This is a genomic window from Acinetobacter sp. YH12126 (assembly GCF_013418745.1).
Taxonomy (GTDB): domain Bacteria; phylum Pseudomonadota; class Gammaproteobacteria; order Pseudomonadales; family Moraxellaceae; genus Acinetobacter; species Acinetobacter amyesii.
Genome location: NZ_VPBM01000005.1, coordinates 32,593 through 51,071, shown reverse-complemented (window position 1 = coordinate 51,071; position 18,479 = coordinate 32,593). Strand labels below are relative to the sequence as shown.

Annotated in this window: 14 protein-coding genes; 9 read left to right on the top strand and 5 right to left on the bottom strand. The window is 39.8% G+C overall.

Translation table 11 applies throughout. The annotated features are described in order from the left end of the window. Positions 1–59 precede the first annotated feature (59 nt). On the bottom strand, positions 60–1,271 hold the full coding sequence (locus tag FTU62_RS03850; RefSeq protein WP_180084763.1) for an aspartate aminotransferase family protein: 1,212 nt from the start codon (positions 1,269–1,271) through the stop codon (positions 60–62). Positions 1,272–1,471: 200 nt separating this feature from the next. On the opposite strand from FTU62_RS03850, the gene grxD reads away from it, so the two are divergent. After that, positions 1,472–1,813: a Grx4 family monothiol glutaredoxin gene (gene grxD, locus FTU62_RS03845; protein ID WP_067762767.1), complete on the top strand. Its 342-nt coding sequence runs from the start codon at positions 1,472–1,474 to the stop codon at positions 1,811–1,813. Between the two features lie 183 nt (positions 1,814–1,996). Here grxD and FTU62_RS03840 read toward each other — a convergent pair whose 3' ends face one another. After that, positions 1,997–4,651, bottom strand: coding sequence for an ATP-binding protein (locus FTU62_RS03840; RefSeq protein WP_180101884.1), 2,655 nt, complete (start codon positions 4,649–4,651; stop codon positions 1,997–1,999). 184 nt (positions 4,652–4,835) lie between these two features. Between FTU62_RS03840 and FTU62_RS03835 the strand changes: the two genes are divergently transcribed. The 5 genes from FTU62_RS03835 (at position 4,836) to rpmE (ending at position 9,742) form a co-directional block, all read left to right on the top strand. After that, on the top strand, positions 4,836–6,980 hold the full coding sequence (locus FTU62_RS03835; RefSeq protein ID WP_180101883.1) for an MFS transporter: 2,145 nt from the start codon (positions 4,836–4,838) through the stop codon (positions 6,978–6,980). Between the two features lie 197 nt (positions 6,981–7,177). After that, a complete protein-coding gene (gloA, locus tag FTU62_RS03830) occupies positions 7,178–7,579 on the top strand; it encodes a lactoylglutathione lyase (RefSeq protein WP_180101882.1) in 402 nt (133 codons plus the stop codon). 223 nt (positions 7,580–7,802) lie between these two features. Next, complete coding sequence (locus tag FTU62_RS03825) at positions 7,803–8,777, top strand: bile acid:sodium symporter family protein (RefSeq protein ID WP_180101881.1); 975 nt, start codon at positions 7,803–7,805, stop codon at positions 8,775–8,777. A gap of 52 nt (positions 8,778–8,829) precedes the next feature. Beyond that, on the top strand, positions 8,830–9,300 hold the full coding sequence (locus tag FTU62_RS03820) for a hypothetical protein (protein ID WP_180101880.1): 471 nt from the start codon (positions 8,830–8,832) through the stop codon (positions 9,298–9,300). Positions 9,301–9,517: 217 nt separating this feature from the next. After that, a complete protein-coding gene (gene rpmE, locus FTU62_RS03815) occupies positions 9,518–9,742 on the top strand; it encodes a 50S ribosomal protein L31 (RefSeq protein WP_078190165.1) in 225 nt (74 codons plus the stop codon). Positions 9,743–9,826: 84 nt separating this feature from the next. Here rpmE and FTU62_RS03810 read toward each other — a convergent pair whose 3' ends face one another. The 3 genes from FTU62_RS03810 to epmB are packed head-to-tail and all read right to left on the bottom strand — an operon-like array spanning position 9,827 to position 14,702. After that, positions 9,827–11,944: an EAL domain-containing protein gene (locus FTU62_RS03810; RefSeq protein WP_180101879.1), complete on the bottom strand. Its 2,118-nt coding sequence runs from the start codon at positions 11,942–11,944 to the stop codon at positions 9,827–9,829. Beyond that, positions 11,926–13,671: a GTPase gene (locus FTU62_RS03805; protein WP_180084770.1), complete on the bottom strand. Its 1,746-nt coding sequence runs from the start codon at positions 13,669–13,671 to the stop codon at positions 11,926–11,928. The genes FTU62_RS03810 and FTU62_RS03805 overlap by 19 nt, the downstream gene beginning before the upstream one ends. A gap of 14 nt (positions 13,672–13,685) precedes the next feature. Then, complete coding sequence (gene epmB / locus FTU62_RS03800; RefSeq protein WP_111884232.1) at positions 13,686–14,702, bottom strand: EF-P beta-lysylation protein EpmB; 1,017 nt, start codon at positions 14,700–14,702, stop codon at positions 13,686–13,688. Between the two features lie 389 nt (positions 14,703–15,091). Here epmB and efp point away from each other — a divergent pair, with 389 nt between their 5' ends. The 3 genes from efp to FTU62_RS03785 all read left to right on the top strand — a co-directional run bounded on the left by efp (position 15,092) and on the right by FTU62_RS03785 (position 18,274). Next, on the top strand, positions 15,092–15,661 hold the full coding sequence (gene efp / locus FTU62_RS03795) for an elongation factor P (RefSeq protein ID WP_067762759.1): 570 nt from the start codon (positions 15,092–15,094) through the stop codon (positions 15,659–15,661). Between the two features lie 194 nt (positions 15,662–15,855). Further along, on the top strand, positions 15,856–17,958 hold the full coding sequence (locus FTU62_RS03790; RefSeq protein WP_180026451.1) for a carbon starvation CstA family protein: 2,103 nt from the start codon (positions 15,856–15,858) through the stop codon (positions 17,956–17,958). A gap of 13 nt (positions 17,959–17,971) precedes the next feature. Then, positions 17,972–18,274: a YbdD/YjiX family protein gene (locus FTU62_RS03785; protein WP_078190160.1), complete on the top strand. Its 303-nt coding sequence runs from the start codon at positions 17,972–17,974 to the stop codon at positions 18,272–18,274. Positions 18,275–18,479 lie beyond the last annotated feature (205 nt).

The window sequence follows — 18,479 nt, the reverse complement described above, 5'->3', positions numbered from 1 at the left end:
ATTTGAAGAAGATATAAAAAAAGCCGCAATCAGCGGCTTTTTTTTACTTTCGGCACAAATTACGCTAGAAAGTTTTTCACCATTTTAACAATGCGTTCAATTAAGATATCCGCTTGTTTTTTATTGATGTTCAGCGTAGGTAATAAACGAATCACAGAGCCTGCTGTTACGTTAATAATCAAGTGATGCTCATCACGTGCAATATTCACAAGTTCGCCACATGCTTTTGGTAATTCAATGCCGACCATTAAACCAAAACCACGAACAGTCACGTTTTGCTCTGCAAGTTGCTCTGTGAATTGCTCAACAAGATACGCACCCATATTTGCAGCATTTTCAACAAGGTTTTCCTTTTGAATGGTATCAATCACGGTATAAACCACACGTGAACCTAATGCTGTACCGCTATAAGTTGAACCGTGGTTACCCGCTGTTAAAACGCCTACACCACGACCTTGAGTCATGACTGCGCCAATAGGGAAACCATTACCTAGACCTTTAGCTGTAGTTAGCACATCAGGAACAATATTGGTGTGTTGATACGCAAAGTATTTACCAGTACGGCCGTTACCTGTTTGCACTTCATCAAGCATCATTAACCAGTTGTGTTGGTTACAGATACGACGAATATCTTCTAAATAGCTAAAACCTTGAGGAGCCGTGTTGACGCCACCTTCGCCTTGGATCGGCTCAACCAAAATCGCTACGATGTCTGGGTGGTGAATTGCAGCTTCTTCAATTGCTTCAATATCACCGAAAGGCACACGAATGAAACCTTCAACCAGTGGGCCAAAACCTTCCTGAACTTTTTTGTTACCTGTCGCAGATAACGTTGCCATGGTACGACCATGGAATGAATGATCAGCAACAATAATTTTAGGGCTTGCAACACCTTGCATATGACCAAATTTACGTGCAATTTTGATTGCACCTTCATTTGATTCTGCACCACTATTTGAGAAGAAAACTTCTTCCATACCCGCAACTTCAGCTAATTTTTGCGCAGCAGCCGTTTGCCAAGGCACTTCAAATAAGTTACTGGTATGAATGAGAGTCGCTGCCTGTTCAGCAATTGCAGCTGTAATTGCAGGATGTGAGTGACCTAAACCACAAACAGCGATCCCTGTCAGTGCGTCTAAGTATTCTGTGCCATCTGCGGTATACAGGTGAGCACCTTGACCTCGGACAAAGCTGATCGGTTGGCGGCCAAATACTGGCATCAAGTGCGATGGTTGATCAGTTTGTACTGGGGCAAGGGTAATGTTATTCATGACTAACTCTAATTTGTCAGGTGATTGAAATAATATAGAGGAGACGCCATATATATATATGAGCATCAAGAGGTCTATATAAGCAAAATATGACTCACTTGAAAAGCTGAAATGTAAATAAAACGTGAAATATTGCTTTAGTCATATTGTTTTACTCAGTTTTGGGTATAATGCGAAGCAGATTTATTGAGGATTTATCAATGACTGAACAAGCACGCGATACAGAAGCGTTAATTCGTGACCAAATTGCTAAACACGCAGTTCTACTTTACATGAAAGGCACTCCACAGTTTCCACAGTGTGGTTTCTCTGCGCGTGCAGTAGAAGCGCTCAGTCAAATTGGTCGTCCATTTGCTTATGTAAATATTCTTGAAAATCAAGATATTCGCGCAACTCTTCCACAAATTGCAAACTGGCCGACTTTCCCACAATTATGGATCAATGGTGAATTGATCGGTGGTAGTGACATTATGCTTGATATGTTCCAAAAAGGTGAATTACAACCTTTAGTTGAACAATATAGCCCAGCTCCGGAAGCTTAATTGGATATGTATTTGATGATTTTAATCATTGGATACAGATAAAAAATAGCGCCTTTAAGGCGCTTTTTTTATGACTTAATTATCTAAAAAGTCTGGGGTTATGCGTTTTTCCACCATTCTCATAGGCATTTAAAGCATAATGAATGGTGGAAAAATCAACAAATGAATAAACTCATCGAAGATTTATGACGGATTGTCTTCAGTCAGACTTTCTTCAACAACTTGCTCATTTTCAGCAGAGTTGTCTTGAGCTTCAGACTTCTTTGCCTTTTTATCTTTATTCTTTTTTGACTTCTTCTTTTTTTTCTTTTTCTTTGGCTCTTCTTCCTCAAACTCAGCACCGTCTTCAATTGCTTGCCAGTACTCAAGTTGCTCCATGACAGCAGCGTAGATTGAGCCTTTGCTATAACGACCTTTTTTATCAAGAGTGCCTACTGGACGCGCCATCAAAATTTCTAATGCTTGGTCAATGGTATCTATGGCGTGAATATGGAATTGACCTTTTTGCACAGCTTCAATCACATCTTTGCGTAACATCAAGTGCTGCATATTTTGGCGTGGAATAATCACACCTTGCTTGCCTGTTAGCCCTTGTAATTTACATGCATCATAGAAGCCTTCAATCTTGGCATTTACACCACCAATCGGTTGAACTTGACCCAATTGGTTCATTGAGCCAGTGATTGCCCATGATTGATCGATCGGTAATTGGCTAATAGCGGAAATAAGAGCTGAAAGCTCTGCAACAGTTGCGCTGTCGCCATCTACTTGGCCATAGCTTTGCTCAAAGGCAAGGGCAGCAGAAAAATGTAAAATTTGTTCACGACCAAAGTGTGCCTTTAAGAAACTCGACATCAGCAGGACGCCTTTGGCATGTAAAGAACCACCAAGTTCTACACTACGCTCGATATCTAAAATATCGCCGCCACCTTGATAAACCGAAGCCGTTAAACGTGATGGTAAACCAAATTCAACATCAGCATATTGAATCACAGAGAGGGCGTTAATCTGCCCGAATCGATGACCTTTGGTTTCGATTAACTGTGTACCGCGAGTGAGATCTTGCCAATATAATTCACGTAAGTAGCCTAGACGGTATTTACGATGATCAAGAGCGGTGTTGATATGTGTTTCTGTCACCATTTTATCGCCAGCAAGTGCTGCATGATGATGTGCTTCACGAATCAAATCACCTAAGGTGAGGGCATGTAATGACAAAGAGCTTTGATCTTCAGCTTGACGACTTGAATCAGTTAACAGTGCAGCAAGTGCTGTACGGTCAAACGGCAGAAGTTTGTCTGTTTGCACATAATCAGCAATTAGCTGCATATATGCCTGCTCATTAATATCATTACGTTGTAATGTATCGGTAAAATCGGCACGAATTTTAAAGACACTGCCCAGTTCTGGTTCGAGTTCTAAAATATCGTAATAAATATCAGGTTCAGCAAGTAGGATCACTTTGATATTTAAATCAATAGCTTCAGGCTCAATCGAAATACTGCCTGTCAATGTAAGCATATGTTCAAGTGAAGACAGCTTTAAATGTCCTGACTTTAATGCACGTTTTAGACCTTGCCATGCATAAGGCTGCTCTAAAAGTTGTTCTGCTTCCAAGATAAGGAATCCACCATTGGCCTTATGCAACGCACCGGGACGGATTAAGGTAAAGTCTGTGGTGATGGTGCCATTTTGGGTCAGTTGTTCGACATGACCTAGCAAATTGTAATGGGTTGGGAAATCTTCAAAAATAACTGGCGCACCAGCATTTGGTTTGTGTGTGGCGATGATGTTAGCTTGGTAGCGAGATGGCACACGGTTAAATAGGCCAGGTGTAAAGTCATCTTCTTCTTGCTCAAGCACAAACTCAACATTTTGAATGATGTCATCTGCATATTGCTTCAGATAATCTTCCAAGCCTTCAACCATGCTGAATTTATTTTGAATTACATCAATACGCGGCATGACGACTTGTTTAGCAATTTCACGGTTTAAAACCTGAACTTTATCGCGTGCGTCATCTTCAAGATCACCAAGATGTAGACCAAGACGTTCAAGTTTTTTATCCATATAACGGACGTTTGACGCAATTTCAGCTCGTTGTTTACTGCTTAGTGCATTGATGTCTTCTTTCGACATTTCTTGGTATTTGTTATCGACCAAATGCATCGGAACGAAACAATGATCATCATCCTGAGAAATCAGTTTAAGATCGAGCTCTTCACCTTCTCGGGTTAATTCAACTAAAGCAAGATGTTGTTCATCACCAGCATGTTGGCGAATCATTTCAATGCGATTGTGATAGGTTTCTGCGGTGAAGCGACGTTCAAGCTGTTTTAATATAGTTTGCCAACTTTGATGTAATAACGCTTGGAATTTTGTCGCTTGACCAGAAGGAAGTTTTAGCGCAATCGGTTCACGCGGAAACTTAAAATTATTGACATAGACCCAGTCTGAAGGCGTTGGCATATTTTTAGCGTGTTGTTGTAATAAGCGCTTAATCATGGTGCGCTTACCTAAGCCTGCGGTACCTACAGCAAAAATGTTATAGCCTGAATAGGGTAATGCAATGCCAGCCTCGACCGAAGCTCGGGCACGATCTTGTCCTAAAAAGTCATTAAGTGGTTTGATCCGCTTGGTAGACGTTGGTATTTTTTTTAGCTCAGGTGTATGCGTCAGCTGAAGTGGCTGCAACTGGGTTTTAGTTAAAGTATTCTGTATTTCGGGTTGATCAAAAGCGCTCTTTAGTGTCGTTACTGTTTCTGCTAAGTTTTTTTTGTTGGTTTCATTAATGGTGGTTGATAAAGAAGAGTGAATTTGTTCAAGTCGCTGGGTCACTGTTGAATCCAAAAAACTAAAGAATAGAGATATGTAATTAAGGTATACAGGTTTAATGCCAAAGATCAAGCAACAGCATGCGAAATATCGATAAAATAAAACAATGATTTCATAAATGTTGTTGAAACCGTTGTCATTAAGCGCTTGAATAGCAACATTCGATTTTGACAAAAATAACTGAGTCATGACAACACAAGCTTCAGGATGGAAATCTGCTTTTACTGCATTTTTAGACCGACGTGCGCTGATTATGCTTTTTCTTGGCTTTTCGGCCGGCATCCCAATTTTACTGATCTTTTCCAGTTTATCGCTTTGGTTAGGTGAAGCAGGAATTGATAAAAGTGCAGTGACTTTTTTTAGTTGGGCAGCGCTTGGCTATTCGTTTAAGTTTGTTTGGGCACCCTTAATAGATGAGTTGCCTGTGCCATTTTTAACTAAACAACTCGGACGGCGCCGTGCATGGTTGTTGATCGCTCAAGTTCTCATTATCTGTGCAATTTGTATCATGGCATTTTCAGACCCAGCTTTAGGGCAAAGCTATATTTACCAAATGGCTGCTGGAGCCGTATTACTTGGTTTTTCTGCCGCAACGCAAGACATTGTGATTGATGCTTATCGTATTGAGTTGGCAGAAACTGAAATGCAGACCGTTTTAGCTTCGACTTATAATGCAGGTTATCGTATCGGCATGATCGTGGCAGGTGCAGGGGCGTTATTTTTGGCGGCATATTTAGGCACAGCCAAAGGTAACTATATTTATGAAGCTTGGAAATATACTTATCTTGCAATGGCTGCTGTGATGGTTATTGGTATTATTACAACTTTATCGATACGTGAGCCGCAGGTTGACCGTGTACAAAAGCATTATAAACGGACCGACTATTATCGCTTAGTCGCTGTATTCTTTGCTGCGGTGGTTGCCTTTGTCTTGAGTTATATCTATTCAGGTGTAGCGGTTGAAAGTTTGAAAGAGCAGTGGCAAATTTCAGATTCATTTACCTTGTTCTGTTTAGAGGCTGTGCGCTTTATTGGTTCAGCTGTGGTTGCTTTTAGTATCGGTTCAGTTTTAGTGAAATCAGGTGCTGTAAATAAGCAGATGGCATTTGAAACTTGGGTTAATCCAGTTGCAGATTTCTTTAAGCGCTATGGTCTAAAACTGGCTTTAGTACTGTTGTTACTTATTGGTTTTTACCGTATTTCCGATATTATCGCCGGCGTCATTTCTAATGTGTTTTATCAAGATTTAAACTTCACCAAAGAGCAGATTGCTGAAGCTGTAAAAGTCTATGGTGTGATTTTCAGCTTGGTTGGTGGCTTCCTTGGTGGTTTGCTAGCGCAGCGCATGAACATTATGAAATTAATGTTTGTCGGTGCGATATTAGCAAGTTCAACAAACTTGATTTTTATCGGCCTGGTCAAATCAGGTCAGCCATTGAGCGATGTCACTGTAAATGTAGCAGGGCAGCAATATACAGCGACGCCGGATGACACGGGAGCTTGGGCAGTTCAAATTCCAAAAGCAGTCTTGGCTGCAGATCAAAATATTAAAGTCAGTGCGGATTATCAGTCTAAGAATCAACATCCAGTACAGGTGAGTTTGCCGTATCTGAATAATGCTTTTTCAAACGCAGCAATGATGTTGCTGCCAGTGACTTCAGATAACACGATTTCAGCTCAAGAGACTGCAAATAGTATCGTGGTCCGTGGACAATACTTGGCTGGCGCGTTAAAAGAAAATCAAAAAATTCAAATTATTCTGGATGCTAAACCATTCGACGCAAAGCTTGATAAAACTGGTGTTTTTAGTGCTGCAATTCCAGGGCAAGCGCTCGAAACAGCAAAGCAAAAAACATTAACGGCTCAACTGCTAGAAAATGATGTAGTGAAAAAGAGTGTCGATTTAACCTATCAAGTGAATACATCAGCCAATATGGTGGGTGTACTTGGTGTTGATATTCAACCGATTAATTTGGCAAGTGCTGAACAGAATGTGGACATCAAAGGAAAGGTCATTAAGCCTTATAGTTCGCTGTGGTTATATTTCGCGATTATTGTTGATAATTTGGCGTCAGGACTTGCAGGCGCGGCGTTTATCGCATTTTTATCGAGTTTAACCAGTGTTTCTTTCACAGCTGTTCAATATGCTATCTTCAGTTCATTAATGACCTTAACCCCTAAAATTTTAGGCGGTTATTCTGGTACGATTGTGACCAATATCGGTTATCCGAACTTTTTCTTGATGACGACTTTAATTGGTATTCCGATTTTAATTTTAGTAGTTTGGGTGGCTAAATTATTAAAAGAGCATGAACAGAAATCTAGTTTATAATTCAATTTGAATTAAAAAAGCCCATTCAATCTGAACGGGCTTTTTTATTCTAAGCTTGTAAATAGCCTAAGCATATCTGCGGTTTTGGACTAGCATATTTGAAATAAGCGGGTATATGCGTTCTAGACTTAAATTGAACTTTGCATGTTAAATCCCTATAGTACTCAAACATAATGATAGATTTAGGAAACTCGATTATGCGCATGCTGCATACCATGTTACGTGTAGGCAATTTAGAGCGTTCATTGGCGTTCTATACTGAAGTACTCGGTATGACTTTGCTTCGTAAGCGTGATTATGAAGAAGGTCGTTTTACTTTGGCATTTGTGGGCTATGGTGATGAAGAAAATCATACTGTACTTGAGTTAACGCATAACTGGGATACAGATGGTTATGAATTGGGTAATGCGTATGGCCATATCGCTATTGCTGTAGATGACGCCTACAAGGCTTGTGAAGAAATTAAAGTACGTGGCGGAAACGTTGTACGTGAAGCAGGACCAATGAAAGGTGGTGTGACCGTCATTGCCTTTGTTGAAGATCCCGATGGCTATAAAATTGAGTTGATCCAACAAGACTCAAATGCACGAAATAATTAATGTGCAATCATTAATATAAAGTCATCTGTAATTCTGAATATTCTTATTTATAAATTTTTTTGCGTTGAGCTCACTATCAACGTTTAAAATAATGAATATATCGGAGAAAAGCTGGCTTTATTTATATGGCCCAGTAAGATGAAATTTACTCAATGGTAAATTTAGCTTATTGGGCATTTTTGTGCCGATCAGCTTTAAAGGGAAATTTGTACAGGATGTTGTTATGCTGAAAATGTTGGCTTTGGATCGTTTTACCATTCTACTTTTTGTAATGGTCATACTTGCGACTTTTTTGCCTGTTAGTGGTCAAGCTGCAGAAATCTTTGGCTATATTACCACGGCTGCAATTGCCATTTTATTTTTTCTCCATGGTGCAAAGTTATCTCGTGAGGCTGTGGTTGAAGGCATAATGCACTGGAAGTTACATGCTTTAGTTTTTGGTTTTACCTTTGCATTATTTCCATTATTGGGTTTAATGGCGAAACCAATTCTCGTGCCGATGTTAGGGCAAGAGTTGTATTGGGGCTTTTTGTTTATGTGCTTTTTACCCTCGACAGTACAGTCTTCTATTGCATTTACTTCGGTAGCACAGGGTAATGTTGCTGGCGCAGTCTGTAGTGCATCATTTTCAAATATTATTGGGATGTTTATTACCCCAGTGATGGTGGCCTATTTTATTCTCGGTCAGTCACAACATAACTACGATCCGACTGCATCTATTATTCAAATTACGCTGTTATTACTGATTCCCTTCATTTTAGGGCAGCTCCTCCGTCCTTGGGTGTTTCCTTATATGAAGAAAATGCCAAAAATTGTGAAGGTATTTGATCAGGGCTCAATTTTGATGGTGGTCTATGGTGCATTCAGTAGTGCAGTGGTGGCAGGGCTATGGCATCAAGTAAGTGGTATAACCTTATTCCTGTTGATTGTGGCGTGCTCTGTCTTGTTAACGATCATTATGTTATTGGCGCTATACGTACCGCGTTGGTTGGGCTTTAGTCGAGCTGATCAAAAGACGATTTTCTTTTGTGGCTCTAAAAAAACCTTGGCGAGTGGTGTGCCCATGGCACAAATTCTCTTTATTGGTCAGCCGATGGGAATGATAGTTTTACCAATTATGATCTTTCACCAAATTCAGTTGATGGTCTGTGGTGTGATTGCCAACCTTTGGGCAAAACAAAGCCGTGGGCAAGAATAAGGACGAGATGAATACGTCCTTTTAAAATACCTTATATAGATGAAAAAAAATCATGAAAATTAAACAAGGTGTCTTTATTTTATTCTTGGGTCTGAACACAGTCGTTCATGCCCAAGAGGATTTATCCGTAAATAGTAACCGTGATGTCATTGAAAAAATGCCGCTCATCAGCCTGCAGCCCATGTTGGATTTTTGTCGTGATCGACAACCACAGATGAATACGGAATTAGATCAGGCTTTTCAAGCTGCAAAGCTAAAATTAATTGCTGCGGTTCAGGCTGTCCGTTTTAATGGTGTAGAGCCATTAAAAGCAAAAGATGTTGATCAGCCAGTCGATGCACAATTTAAACAGCAGCTTCAAGGCATGTTAGAGGGTATGAGCAAATCATTACAGCCAGTAAATGCAGCGACGTTTTGTCCTGCATTTATTGAAAAATTAAAGCATTTTGATCAAGCGCAATTTCAGCGGACAGTCGAATTACAATATCAGAAATATTTAGAGCAAGCTCAACATAAAGAGTAGAGCGATTCAGCCTTGAATATCTATTTATTAACATTAAAAAATCAGCTATAATTTGCCCCAACTTGTTGTGCTTAGCTCTGGCGGTATCCGTCTCGGTGGGCCAAAAGAATGGTCTGTTATGGTGTTGGTCTGCTTTTTTAAGCCTTCCTTGTAGTGATGCAAGAGTGATCAATTGCGATGACAGCTAAACCTTCTTAAATCTTAGGAGTAATCGACGATGCGCGCCGATATTCACCCAAAATATGAAACTTTAGTTGCTACATGTTCATGTGGTAACGTAATTGAAACTCGTTCAGCTCTTGGTAAAGAAACTATTTACCTAGACGTATGTTCTGCTTGTCACCCATTCTACACTGGTAAACAGAAAAGCGTTGACACTGGCGGTCGTATCGACAAATTCAAACAACGTTTTGCTGGTATGTCACGTTCTATCAAACGTTAATATCCAAAACGAAAAAACGGGCTTTATGCCCGTTTTTTTTGTGCCGATAAAAAGATAAACCTTAAATCGGCAATGTTCAGAACCTTATTGGTCCTGAACATCGATGAGATGGTCGAGTTTCTTCTGGAAATAATCACCTTGAATAAAACGAGCTTCTACATTCCAAGCATTGGCAAACAGTGTCATGTCATTTAATTCACGTAGCATGATTTCAACAGTTTTGATTTCATGATAAGTGGTAATTTTTTCTTGCAGCTCTTGGCATGACTTGTCGTTTGCAAGCATTTGGGTCAAGCTTGAATCTAGTGTTAAGCAGTGAACATCCATTTGACGTAATAATGATTCACTAAACATCGAATGACCAAAATTACGTAAAGCCAGTTCGGCACCATTTTTACGAAGTTCAACAAATGCTTTTTGAGCGGCATCAATATTGAGCTGAATGTCTTCTTCTGCAAATTGTAAAATCAGTGGATTCTTCAATTTACTACGAATAATCGTAATGAGTTTTGAAATAAACTCAGGGAAGGTGCGGTCGTTATATAGCACTTCCTTGTTCAGGTTAACGATTAATTTAGCTTCAGGGAACTGAGTAATAAAGTTGTGTAGCTGTTTACACGATTCAACCAAGATCCAACGATCCAATTTAATGGATAGCTCTGAGTCTTCAGCCAATTCACGTAGTTGGGCGATATCTTTCCATTTATTTTCAAAAATAAAGCCGCTGGTTACTTCATAAGTATAAAGATGTGAATCTTCTTTATCATACAGTTGCTGATATTTAAGATGAATTTCACCGCGTTCTAAGCAGTTGCGAAGGGCCTTGATAACAGGAGCTTCATCACTAACGACAATCGGCGCAATTTGTGCTTCTGGTGTACCGAAATCCAAACTTGGTATGTCAATTTCTAATGGAATCGTTAAATCGATTTCAGGTGCTTGTTGGTTGGTTGGTAGCGCAGTATTAAAGGCTTTCGCAATAAAGGTATCAAAATGTGCTTCATCACGAATATCGCTGTCTAAAACACTGTATCCTATGCGTAAATTTAATGGATAAGTTTCATTGTTTACACTGAGTAATTGAGGTTTGCTCAGGGTGTTAAGACCAATCAACTTAGACTCAAGTTTGAGCTGATTATCCGCTTGGAATAAGGCAACGATTGCACCATTATCTAAACTAAATAATGGAGCATGAGTCTGATCTTTCAAGAAGTCTTTAATATTGGTGAAATAGCTCTTATAAGTATTCCAATCTTTTTGAAAAATCGCATCAGAACAAGAAGCCAATGTAAATAGAACTAATGCATTTACATTAGCAGGTTGCTGAGCAATGGTACGGTTGAGTTGTTGAAATGCTTTTGGTTTTTGTGGGCTAGCTTCAACTTGAGCATTGCTGCTTTGACTGCCAATTTCAATTGCGAGCTGTAAAGCATCTTCTTCAGCCGCGGCAATAAATTCGAGTTTTAGTGGGTTTTGCCCAGCCACTGCGATATTTTGTGAAACAAGATCAAAACGTCCTAAATCGAGCTGTCCTTGGCTAATTTTTTTAAAGCGTTGCTTAAAGTCGTTGAGGTCAGTAGGTTGTAATAGATCGAGTAAAGGCAGACCAATTACATCATCTTCATTTTTTAGACCAAACAAAGTGAGATATTCAGCATTGGCTTGAATGTGAATGCCTTCTTGAATCACGGCAACCGCTTTACGACTATCTTCAACTAAAGACTGGGTTTGGATTTGAGCTGTTTCGAGCTCTTCCATTAAATGTTGCTGCGATTGTTGTAGGCGACTAAAGGATAAAGCACGGATTAAACCAAAATAGAAACTCTCAGGTTCAGCAATATCGACAATGTCATAAATCCCTTTTTTGACTAAACTTGCATATTGTTCTGCTTGATAGTCTTCGGGTTTAAGTAAAATAATCGGTAAATTCGGTTGGCTCGATAGTTGAACTAAACTTAAAGCTTGTTCATATTTTAAATCATAAGCACGTCCAAAAATGATCAAGTCCCAATTGAGATTCAGCTGTTTTTCGAAATTTTGTAAATCATCAAGTAATATGGCATGAACTTGATGTTCGCTGTCTGTCAATAAATCACGTATCTGGTTAAAACGTATTTGATTATCATCAATAATGAGTAATCGAGTTTCCGTACGTTTTAGTTTTTTGGATAGTAATGGATTTCTCACTTTAATGCTTCCCATAAGTCGTTATTTTTGATCTCATTGCTCTGTTTCGCAATATAGTCTTTAACGACATTTTCTTGCTCTTCATTCAATAATTCATATTCAAAGCGAATAAAGCTTTGCGTCACCAACTGCGCTTTGGTGAGATAGACTTTGATGTCTTCTTTGCCTAAGCGAAGGTGGATCGTTTGTTTCTCTCGGAAGAGATTTGCCCCAGGTAAAATTAAGGTCGTAGACACTTGATCAAGTTGTGTGGTCTGTACCAATAAAGCAGGTTGATGATTTGTTGTATTGCGGTCGGTACGAATATGGGCTGAACATGGATACAAATCTTGAGCCAGTACTTCGAGACCCAATTCCAAACTTTTTTCAGTCGATTGTTTGATCCAACGAACAACACCGCCACGCCATTGGCTTTGGGCATTTTCTTGGATCAAAATAAATTCGCCGGTTTTTAAATTAGCAGGGGTAGGGCCAGTCCATTTAATGCGATAACCATTCACACTAATATCTAATACGTCAGCGGTATGAATCTGTTTTGCTTCACGATCTAGCGCTTTCGCATTAGTCATGCCTGTTGGCATATTTGAATCATGCGAATTGACAAAAGAGGCTTCATTGTGGAATTGATAATTGCCTTCCAAATCTAAAGTTTCGTGGAAGTTTTTACCTTTAGAGAGATAGAAATGCGCCACCATTAAGCTAAAGCAAATATTAATTTGCGCAGAATATTCATAACGTTCATGACGACGTTCAGTGTTGTTGGTCAAAATATTATGAATATGGAAATATAGCGCTGGAGTTAAAAATAACTTTTCATTTTTAGATAAATAATTGGCATTTCTAGTTTGCGTTTCGGTCAAATGATCGAGCAAGTTTTGCGTTGAAATGTATACATTGGCTTGATAAGACCGATCTTGTTTTGAGTTATAAATCGGTGGGTGATCTTTTTTCGTGTCTACAACATAGCGTGAAAGCGTGGTTTCTTTCGGTAGGATTTGAACCAATTTTGCCCAGTCAAAGCTACATAAATACAAGCCTTGGATTTCAGCAGGGCGAATCTGATGATTATTGAAAATATCTAATAAGATTAATTGTGCATAAGCTTGAGCAATATTTGCAATTTGATGTTGAGTACCCAGTAACTGATTGACATTACTTTGGTAGAAATTGTGTTCGATGGCGCATTCAATCAGTTGATGTGCTGCAATCCATTGCCCCGTAGTCGGGGTGGCATACAACATATGTTGTTGATACAACAACAGTGTCAGTTGTTGCAACGCATAGTAGATTGATGCAATTCGAGCGGTTTGTAAGCTTTTTTTATGGCCAAATGAAAAAATCGAAAACTTTTGTTGATTAAGCTGCTGATTACATCGTTTGGCAATATCAATATAGATTTTGGCAAAGTGGCTACGTAATAACATGGCCAATTCAATGATTTGGTCATTACGATCCGTGGTAATGAGGCTCTGATTGGTAAAGTGTTTTTCTAAGCTTGTGAGCACACTTTCCATAGTTGGATGTAAAATTTGAACCAAATCAAAACGTAACATCTCTTGGCATTTCAGCTCGGAGATTTCAAGTAAGGCATTGAATAAAGCTTTAGATGAGGTACCCAATTGTAAAATTGAAATACCGTTTAACCACTCTTGCAGACCTTTAGCATTGGTCGGACAAAAGCTTAATTTATCCAGCTTTAATTCAGTCGGATTGTAAAACGTATCTGAAGTATGCGTGGTCATCTTTATTATTTAACTCAAAAAGTTGAAGCCCCAAAAAGCGGTGTCTTGTTTTTTTCGCCCGCTATTTCCCGTACAAGTTTAGGAACCAAATAACCAGGTAGGTTCTCTAAAACTTTTTTATAAATTAAATCAATATCCTGAGCTGGTGTATCAAAATGATGAGCACCTTTTACTTTATCCAGAACATGCAAATAATATGGCATTACACCTGCGTCGAATAAGCGGTAACTCAAATCGACCAATGCTTCTGCAGAATCATTAACCCCTTTTAATAAGACTGCTTGGTTCAGCACGGTGATTCCTTGTTTGACAAGCTGTTGAAGCTGGCTGCACGTGAAGTCATCTAGCTCTGATGGATGATTTGAGTGTACCACTAGAATAATGCGTAGCCTACTGTTTTTTAAAATAGAAACCAGCTCTTCATCGACACGGTTGGGGATTACGATAGGAACTCGTGAATGAATTCTCAAAAATTTAATTTGTGGTAAAGTCGATAAACGTTCAATCCACACTTGAAGTTTACGATTTGATAGTGTGAGCGGGTCTCCACCACTTAAAATCACTTCATTAATATCGGGTTGTTGTTCAATATATTGTTTAATGTTTGGCCAATCGTCATTTTTAGGCAGGTTTTCTTGGTATGGAAAATGACGGCGGAAACAATAACGGCAATGGACCGCGCAGGCACCGGTTAAAGTCAGTAAAAAACGAGACTTGTACTTATGTAATACCCCTGGCTGTTGGTTAGCCTGCTCTTCACCTAATGGGTCGGTAACAAAACCGGCGTGCTCTTCAAGTTCCAAATGATGCGGTAGGACTTGGAGTAAAAGCGGATCGAGCGGATTACCTTTTTGCATTTTTTCGACAAAAGCGCGCGGCACGCGTAGGCGAAACTCATCTGCTGCGAACTGAGCACCCGATAATAACTGATCATGCGAAAGTTCTAATACATCGAGTAATTCTTGAGGATTTGTAATCAAATCACTCAATTGAGTTTGCCAGTTTTGCTCTTGAAATAAATAGTTTATCATGCCGATTGTTTAAAAAATGCAGAAAGGTGAGTGGGGGAATATTGCTGAAATTAATGCGTCGAACTTTGAAGTGTAAGCTGAAATAATTCCGATAAAGCTCACAACGGATGAAGCCTACGAAACATTTATTAAGTTTCAGTAAACAGCAATTTTACCTGTTTGTGGGCATTGTATAAACAAAGTTCTTTAATGTCTGAGTGTAAGTTAAGCAGCTTGACCCCTTTAATGGGGATTTTTTCGTTGCGACATGGTGCATTGGTCATTTAGAATACGCAATATCACATTAATGTGCATGTGGCAGCCAATGTTACAGTCAGTACTTGCTAAATGACATGTTACAGCCCATAGCATCTATAGATTAAAGTTAGTAAGTTTGGAGTGAGCCAGTCATGGCCTATTATTCTACGAATGATTTCAAGTCAGGCCTTAAGGTCATGCTTGACGGTAACCCATGTTCAATCATGGAAAACGAATACGTAAAACCAGGTAAAGGCCAAGCTTTTAACCGCGTAAAATTACGTAACCTTAAAACTGGTAAAGTTTTAGAAAAAACTTTCAAATCTGGTGATTCACTAGAAGCTGCTGACATCCAAGAAGTTGAAATGAACTACTTGTATAACGACGGTGAAATGTGGAACTTCATGGATCCAGAATCTTTCGAACAAATCGCTGCTGATAAAGTTGCTATGGGCGACGCGGCTAAATGGTTGAAAGATGACTCAAATGAACTTTGCACAATCATGTTATGGAATGGTGTTCCTTTAACTGTGAGCGCGCCAAACTTCGTTGTATTAAAAATCGTTGAAACTGATCCAGGTGTACGTGGTGATACTTCAGGCGGTGGCGGTAAACCGGCTAAGCTTGAAACTGGTGCAGTTGTACGTGTTCCATTATTCGTACAGCAAGAAGAAAGCGTTCGTGTAGACACTCGTACTGGTGACTATTTAGAACGTGCATAATGGTTTAAAAATAGACTATTATCGAAAGGGATGAAGTGATTCATCCCTTTTTTTATACCTATTGGTTTAAATTTTTATGCCAAAGTATTAGATGAAAAAGCCCATAACAGGAGTAGAGTTTCAAGGGAAGAAACAGCAGTACCTCGAACAAGAAAAATCAAGCTGATTTATTTCAACATTTATGAGGGATTGAGATGGAAACCATTCAACCGAAGTCAGGAATGGCTTCAAAGATTATCTGGCTGTTTGTAGCCATTCTAGGTGCCGTTTCATTCGGCATACTAGCACTCAGTCGAGGCGAGCATGTCAATGCAGTTTGGCTGATCCTTGCAGCAATCTGTGTGTATAGCATTGCATATCGTTTTTATAGTTTATTTATTGCCAATAAAGTCTTTGAACTGAATGAGCGACGTTTAACGCCTGCTCATCGCTTAGCTGACGGTTTGGATTATGTGCCGACCAATAAAAGTGTTCTATTTGGTCACCACTTTGCCGCGATTGCAGGCGCAGGTCCTTTAGTCGGTCCGATTCTTGCTGCGCAAATGGGTTATTTGCCTGGAACAATTTGGCTCTTAGTGGGTGTCGTTCTTGCGGGTGCGGTTCAAGACTTTTTAGTCTTATTCATCTCGACACGTCGTGATGGTCGTTCACTCGGTGAAATGGCAAAACAAGAACTGGGTTCTTTTGCCGGAATCATCGTGATGCTTGGCGCACTTGGTGTGATGATCATCATTCTTGCGGTACTTGCTTTGGTGGTTGTAAAAGCGTTGACCAATAGTCCGTGGGGTGTCTTCAGTATCGCTGCCACTGTACCGATTGCGATTTTCATGGGTATATATATGCGATTTATCCGTCCGGGTAAAATTGCAGAAGTGTCGATCATTGGTTTTGTACTGATGATGGCTGGGATTATCTATGGTGGCGACATTGCACAGCATCCGTACTGGGGGCCATTCTTTACACTTTCAGGTACTGAACTAACTTGGTGGTTGATTGGTTATGGTTTCGTGGCATCAGTATTACCTGTTTGGTTACTGCTTGCACCACGTGATTACCTATCAACCTTCTTGAAAATTGGTGTTATTGCAGGTTTAGCAATCGGGATTATGTTTGCCTTACCTGAAATGAAAATGCCAGCGGTGACGCATTTTATTGATGGTACAGGTCCTGTATTTGCAGGCTCAATGTTCCCATTCTTGTTTATTACCATTGCCTGTGGTGCAATTTCAGGTTTCCATGCGCTCGTTTCTTCAGGAACGACACCGAAGCTTGTGAATAATGAAAAAGATATTCGCATGATCGGTTATGGCGGCATGTTGATGGAGTCTTTTGTTGCGATTATGGCTTTGGTCTGTGCAACGATTCTTGAGCCTGGTGTGTATTTTGCGATTAATGCACCAGCAGCGGTAATTGGTACAACGGTTGAGTCCGCTGCAGAAGCAGTTCGTACATTAGGCTTCGTGGTAACACCTGAAGCATTGACCTTACTTGCACAAGAAGTGGGTGAAAACTCGATTCTGTCTCGTACAGGGGGTGCACCAACATTTGCGATTGGTATGGCGCATATCATTACGGAAATTTTTAATAACCGTTCAATGATGGCGTTCTGGTATCACTTTGCGATTTTATTCGAAGCACTCTTCATTTTAACGGCAGTTGATGCGGGTACACGTGCATGTCGTTTCATGGTGCAAGATACTGTGGGTATCGTGATTCCTGCGGTAAAAAACTCACATAATTTCTTCGGAAACCTGTTGGGTACGGCGGTGGCTGTCGCAGGTTGGGGCTTCTTCGTTTACCAAGGCGTGGTTGATCCACTCGGCGGTATTAATAGTTTATGGCCGCTATTTGGTATTGGTAACCAAATTCTTGCTGCAATGGCATTGATCTTGGGTACAGTGATTTTATTCAAGATGAAAAAACAAAAGTATGTTTGGGTGACAATTATCCCAACATTATTCTTGTTTATTACTTCAATGACCGCTGGTTGGCAGAAGATTTTCCACGAAAATCCAAAGATTGGTTTTTTGGCTCAGGCAGATCGTTTTAATGCAGCAATTGCGAAAAATGAATTGTTGGCACCTGCGAAAACCATGGCTGAAATGCATACGGTTGCATTGTCGAATCAAATCAATGCCGGTCTTTGTGCATTCTTTATGATCGTGGCATTTGTGATGTTATTTGCAGCGATTGGTGTGGTGCGTCGTGCCTTGGCAAATCCAAATCCATCGGTGAATGAAGCAGAAGCGATTTACCGTGACCCAGCTGAAATTAATCCGTCAAATTCAGCACATTAATAGGGGAATATGAATGAACCTGAAGTTTGCAAAAAGTGGAAAAACGGTGATTTATAAAATCATTAAAATGACCATTATGTCGCAGAAGGATTTAATTCTGAACCCGAAAAATTGGTCACGTATTGCGACGTTATGGCAACGTTTACAGCAAAGCTTCCGCCTGATGGTGGGTGTGCCAGATTACCAAAATTATTTGGAACATATGGCAAAACATCATCCTGATTTGGAAGCGATGGATGCAAAAACATTTTATCGTCACTGTGTAGATGCACGTTATCCATCAGCTGGTGGTGACATGAAGAAGTGTCCTTGCTAATGCAGTGACTCGAGCCAAAAATCTAAGAAAAAAGCGTTCTTCGGGACGCTTTTTTTATTGCTGATTTGTGATCAGTCGAAGCGAAAACAACCCTTTTGTATACTCAATAAATATCAAGCGTATGTATTAAAAGTAATGAACTGGGTATGGCTTGGAGATAAACACTGTATTTTTAAATAAAACCCTGTATGTTAGTCATTCATTT

Excerpts from the sequence above, each read along its gene's own strand:
- FTU62_RS03850 (WP_180084763.1), bottom strand. The coding sequence starts at position 1,271 with ATGAATAACATTACCCTTGCCCCAGTACAAACTGATCAACCATCGCAC.
- FTU62_RS03790 (WP_180026451.1), top strand. The coding sequence starts at position 15,856 with ATGGAAACCATTCAACCGAAGTCAGGAATGGCTTCAAAGATTATCTGG.
- FTU62_RS03825 (WP_180101881.1), top strand. The coding sequence starts at position 7,803 with ATGCTGAAAATGTTGGCTTTGGATCGTTTTACCATTCTACTTTTTGTA.
- FTU62_RS03820 (WP_180101880.1), top strand. The coding sequence starts at position 8,830 with ATGAAAATTAAACAAGGTGTCTTTATTTTATTCTTGGGTCTGAACACA.
- grxD (WP_067762767.1), top strand. The coding sequence starts at position 1,472 with ATGACTGAACAAGCACGCGATACAGAAGCGTTAATTCGTGACCAAATT.
- FTU62_RS03810 (WP_180101879.1), bottom strand. The coding sequence starts at position 11,944 with ATGGGAAGCATTAAAGTGAGAAATCCATTACTATCCAAAAAACTAAAA.
- FTU62_RS03805 (WP_180084770.1), bottom strand. The coding sequence starts at position 13,671 with ATGACCACGCATACTTCAGATACGTTTTACAATCCGACTGAATTAAAG.
- FTU62_RS03835 (WP_180101883.1), top strand. The coding sequence starts at position 4,836 with ATGACAACACAAGCTTCAGGATGGAAATCTGCTTTTACTGCATTTTTA.
- epmB (WP_111884232.1), bottom strand. The coding sequence starts at position 14,702 with ATGATAAACTATTTATTTCAAGAGCAAAACTGGCAAACTCAATTGAGT.
- gloA (WP_180101882.1), top strand. The coding sequence starts at position 7,178 with ATGCGCATGCTGCATACCATGTTACGTGTAGGCAATTTAGAGCGTTCA.
- FTU62_RS03785 (WP_078190160.1), top strand. The coding sequence starts at position 17,972 with ATGAACCTGAAGTTTGCAAAAAGTGGAAAAACGGTGATTTATAAAATC.
- efp (WP_067762759.1), top strand. The coding sequence starts at position 15,092 with ATGGCCTATTATTCTACGAATGATTTCAAGTCAGGCCTTAAGGTCATG.
- rpmE (WP_078190165.1), top strand. The coding sequence starts at position 9,518 with ATGCGCGCCGATATTCACCCAAAATATGAAACTTTAGTTGCTACATGT.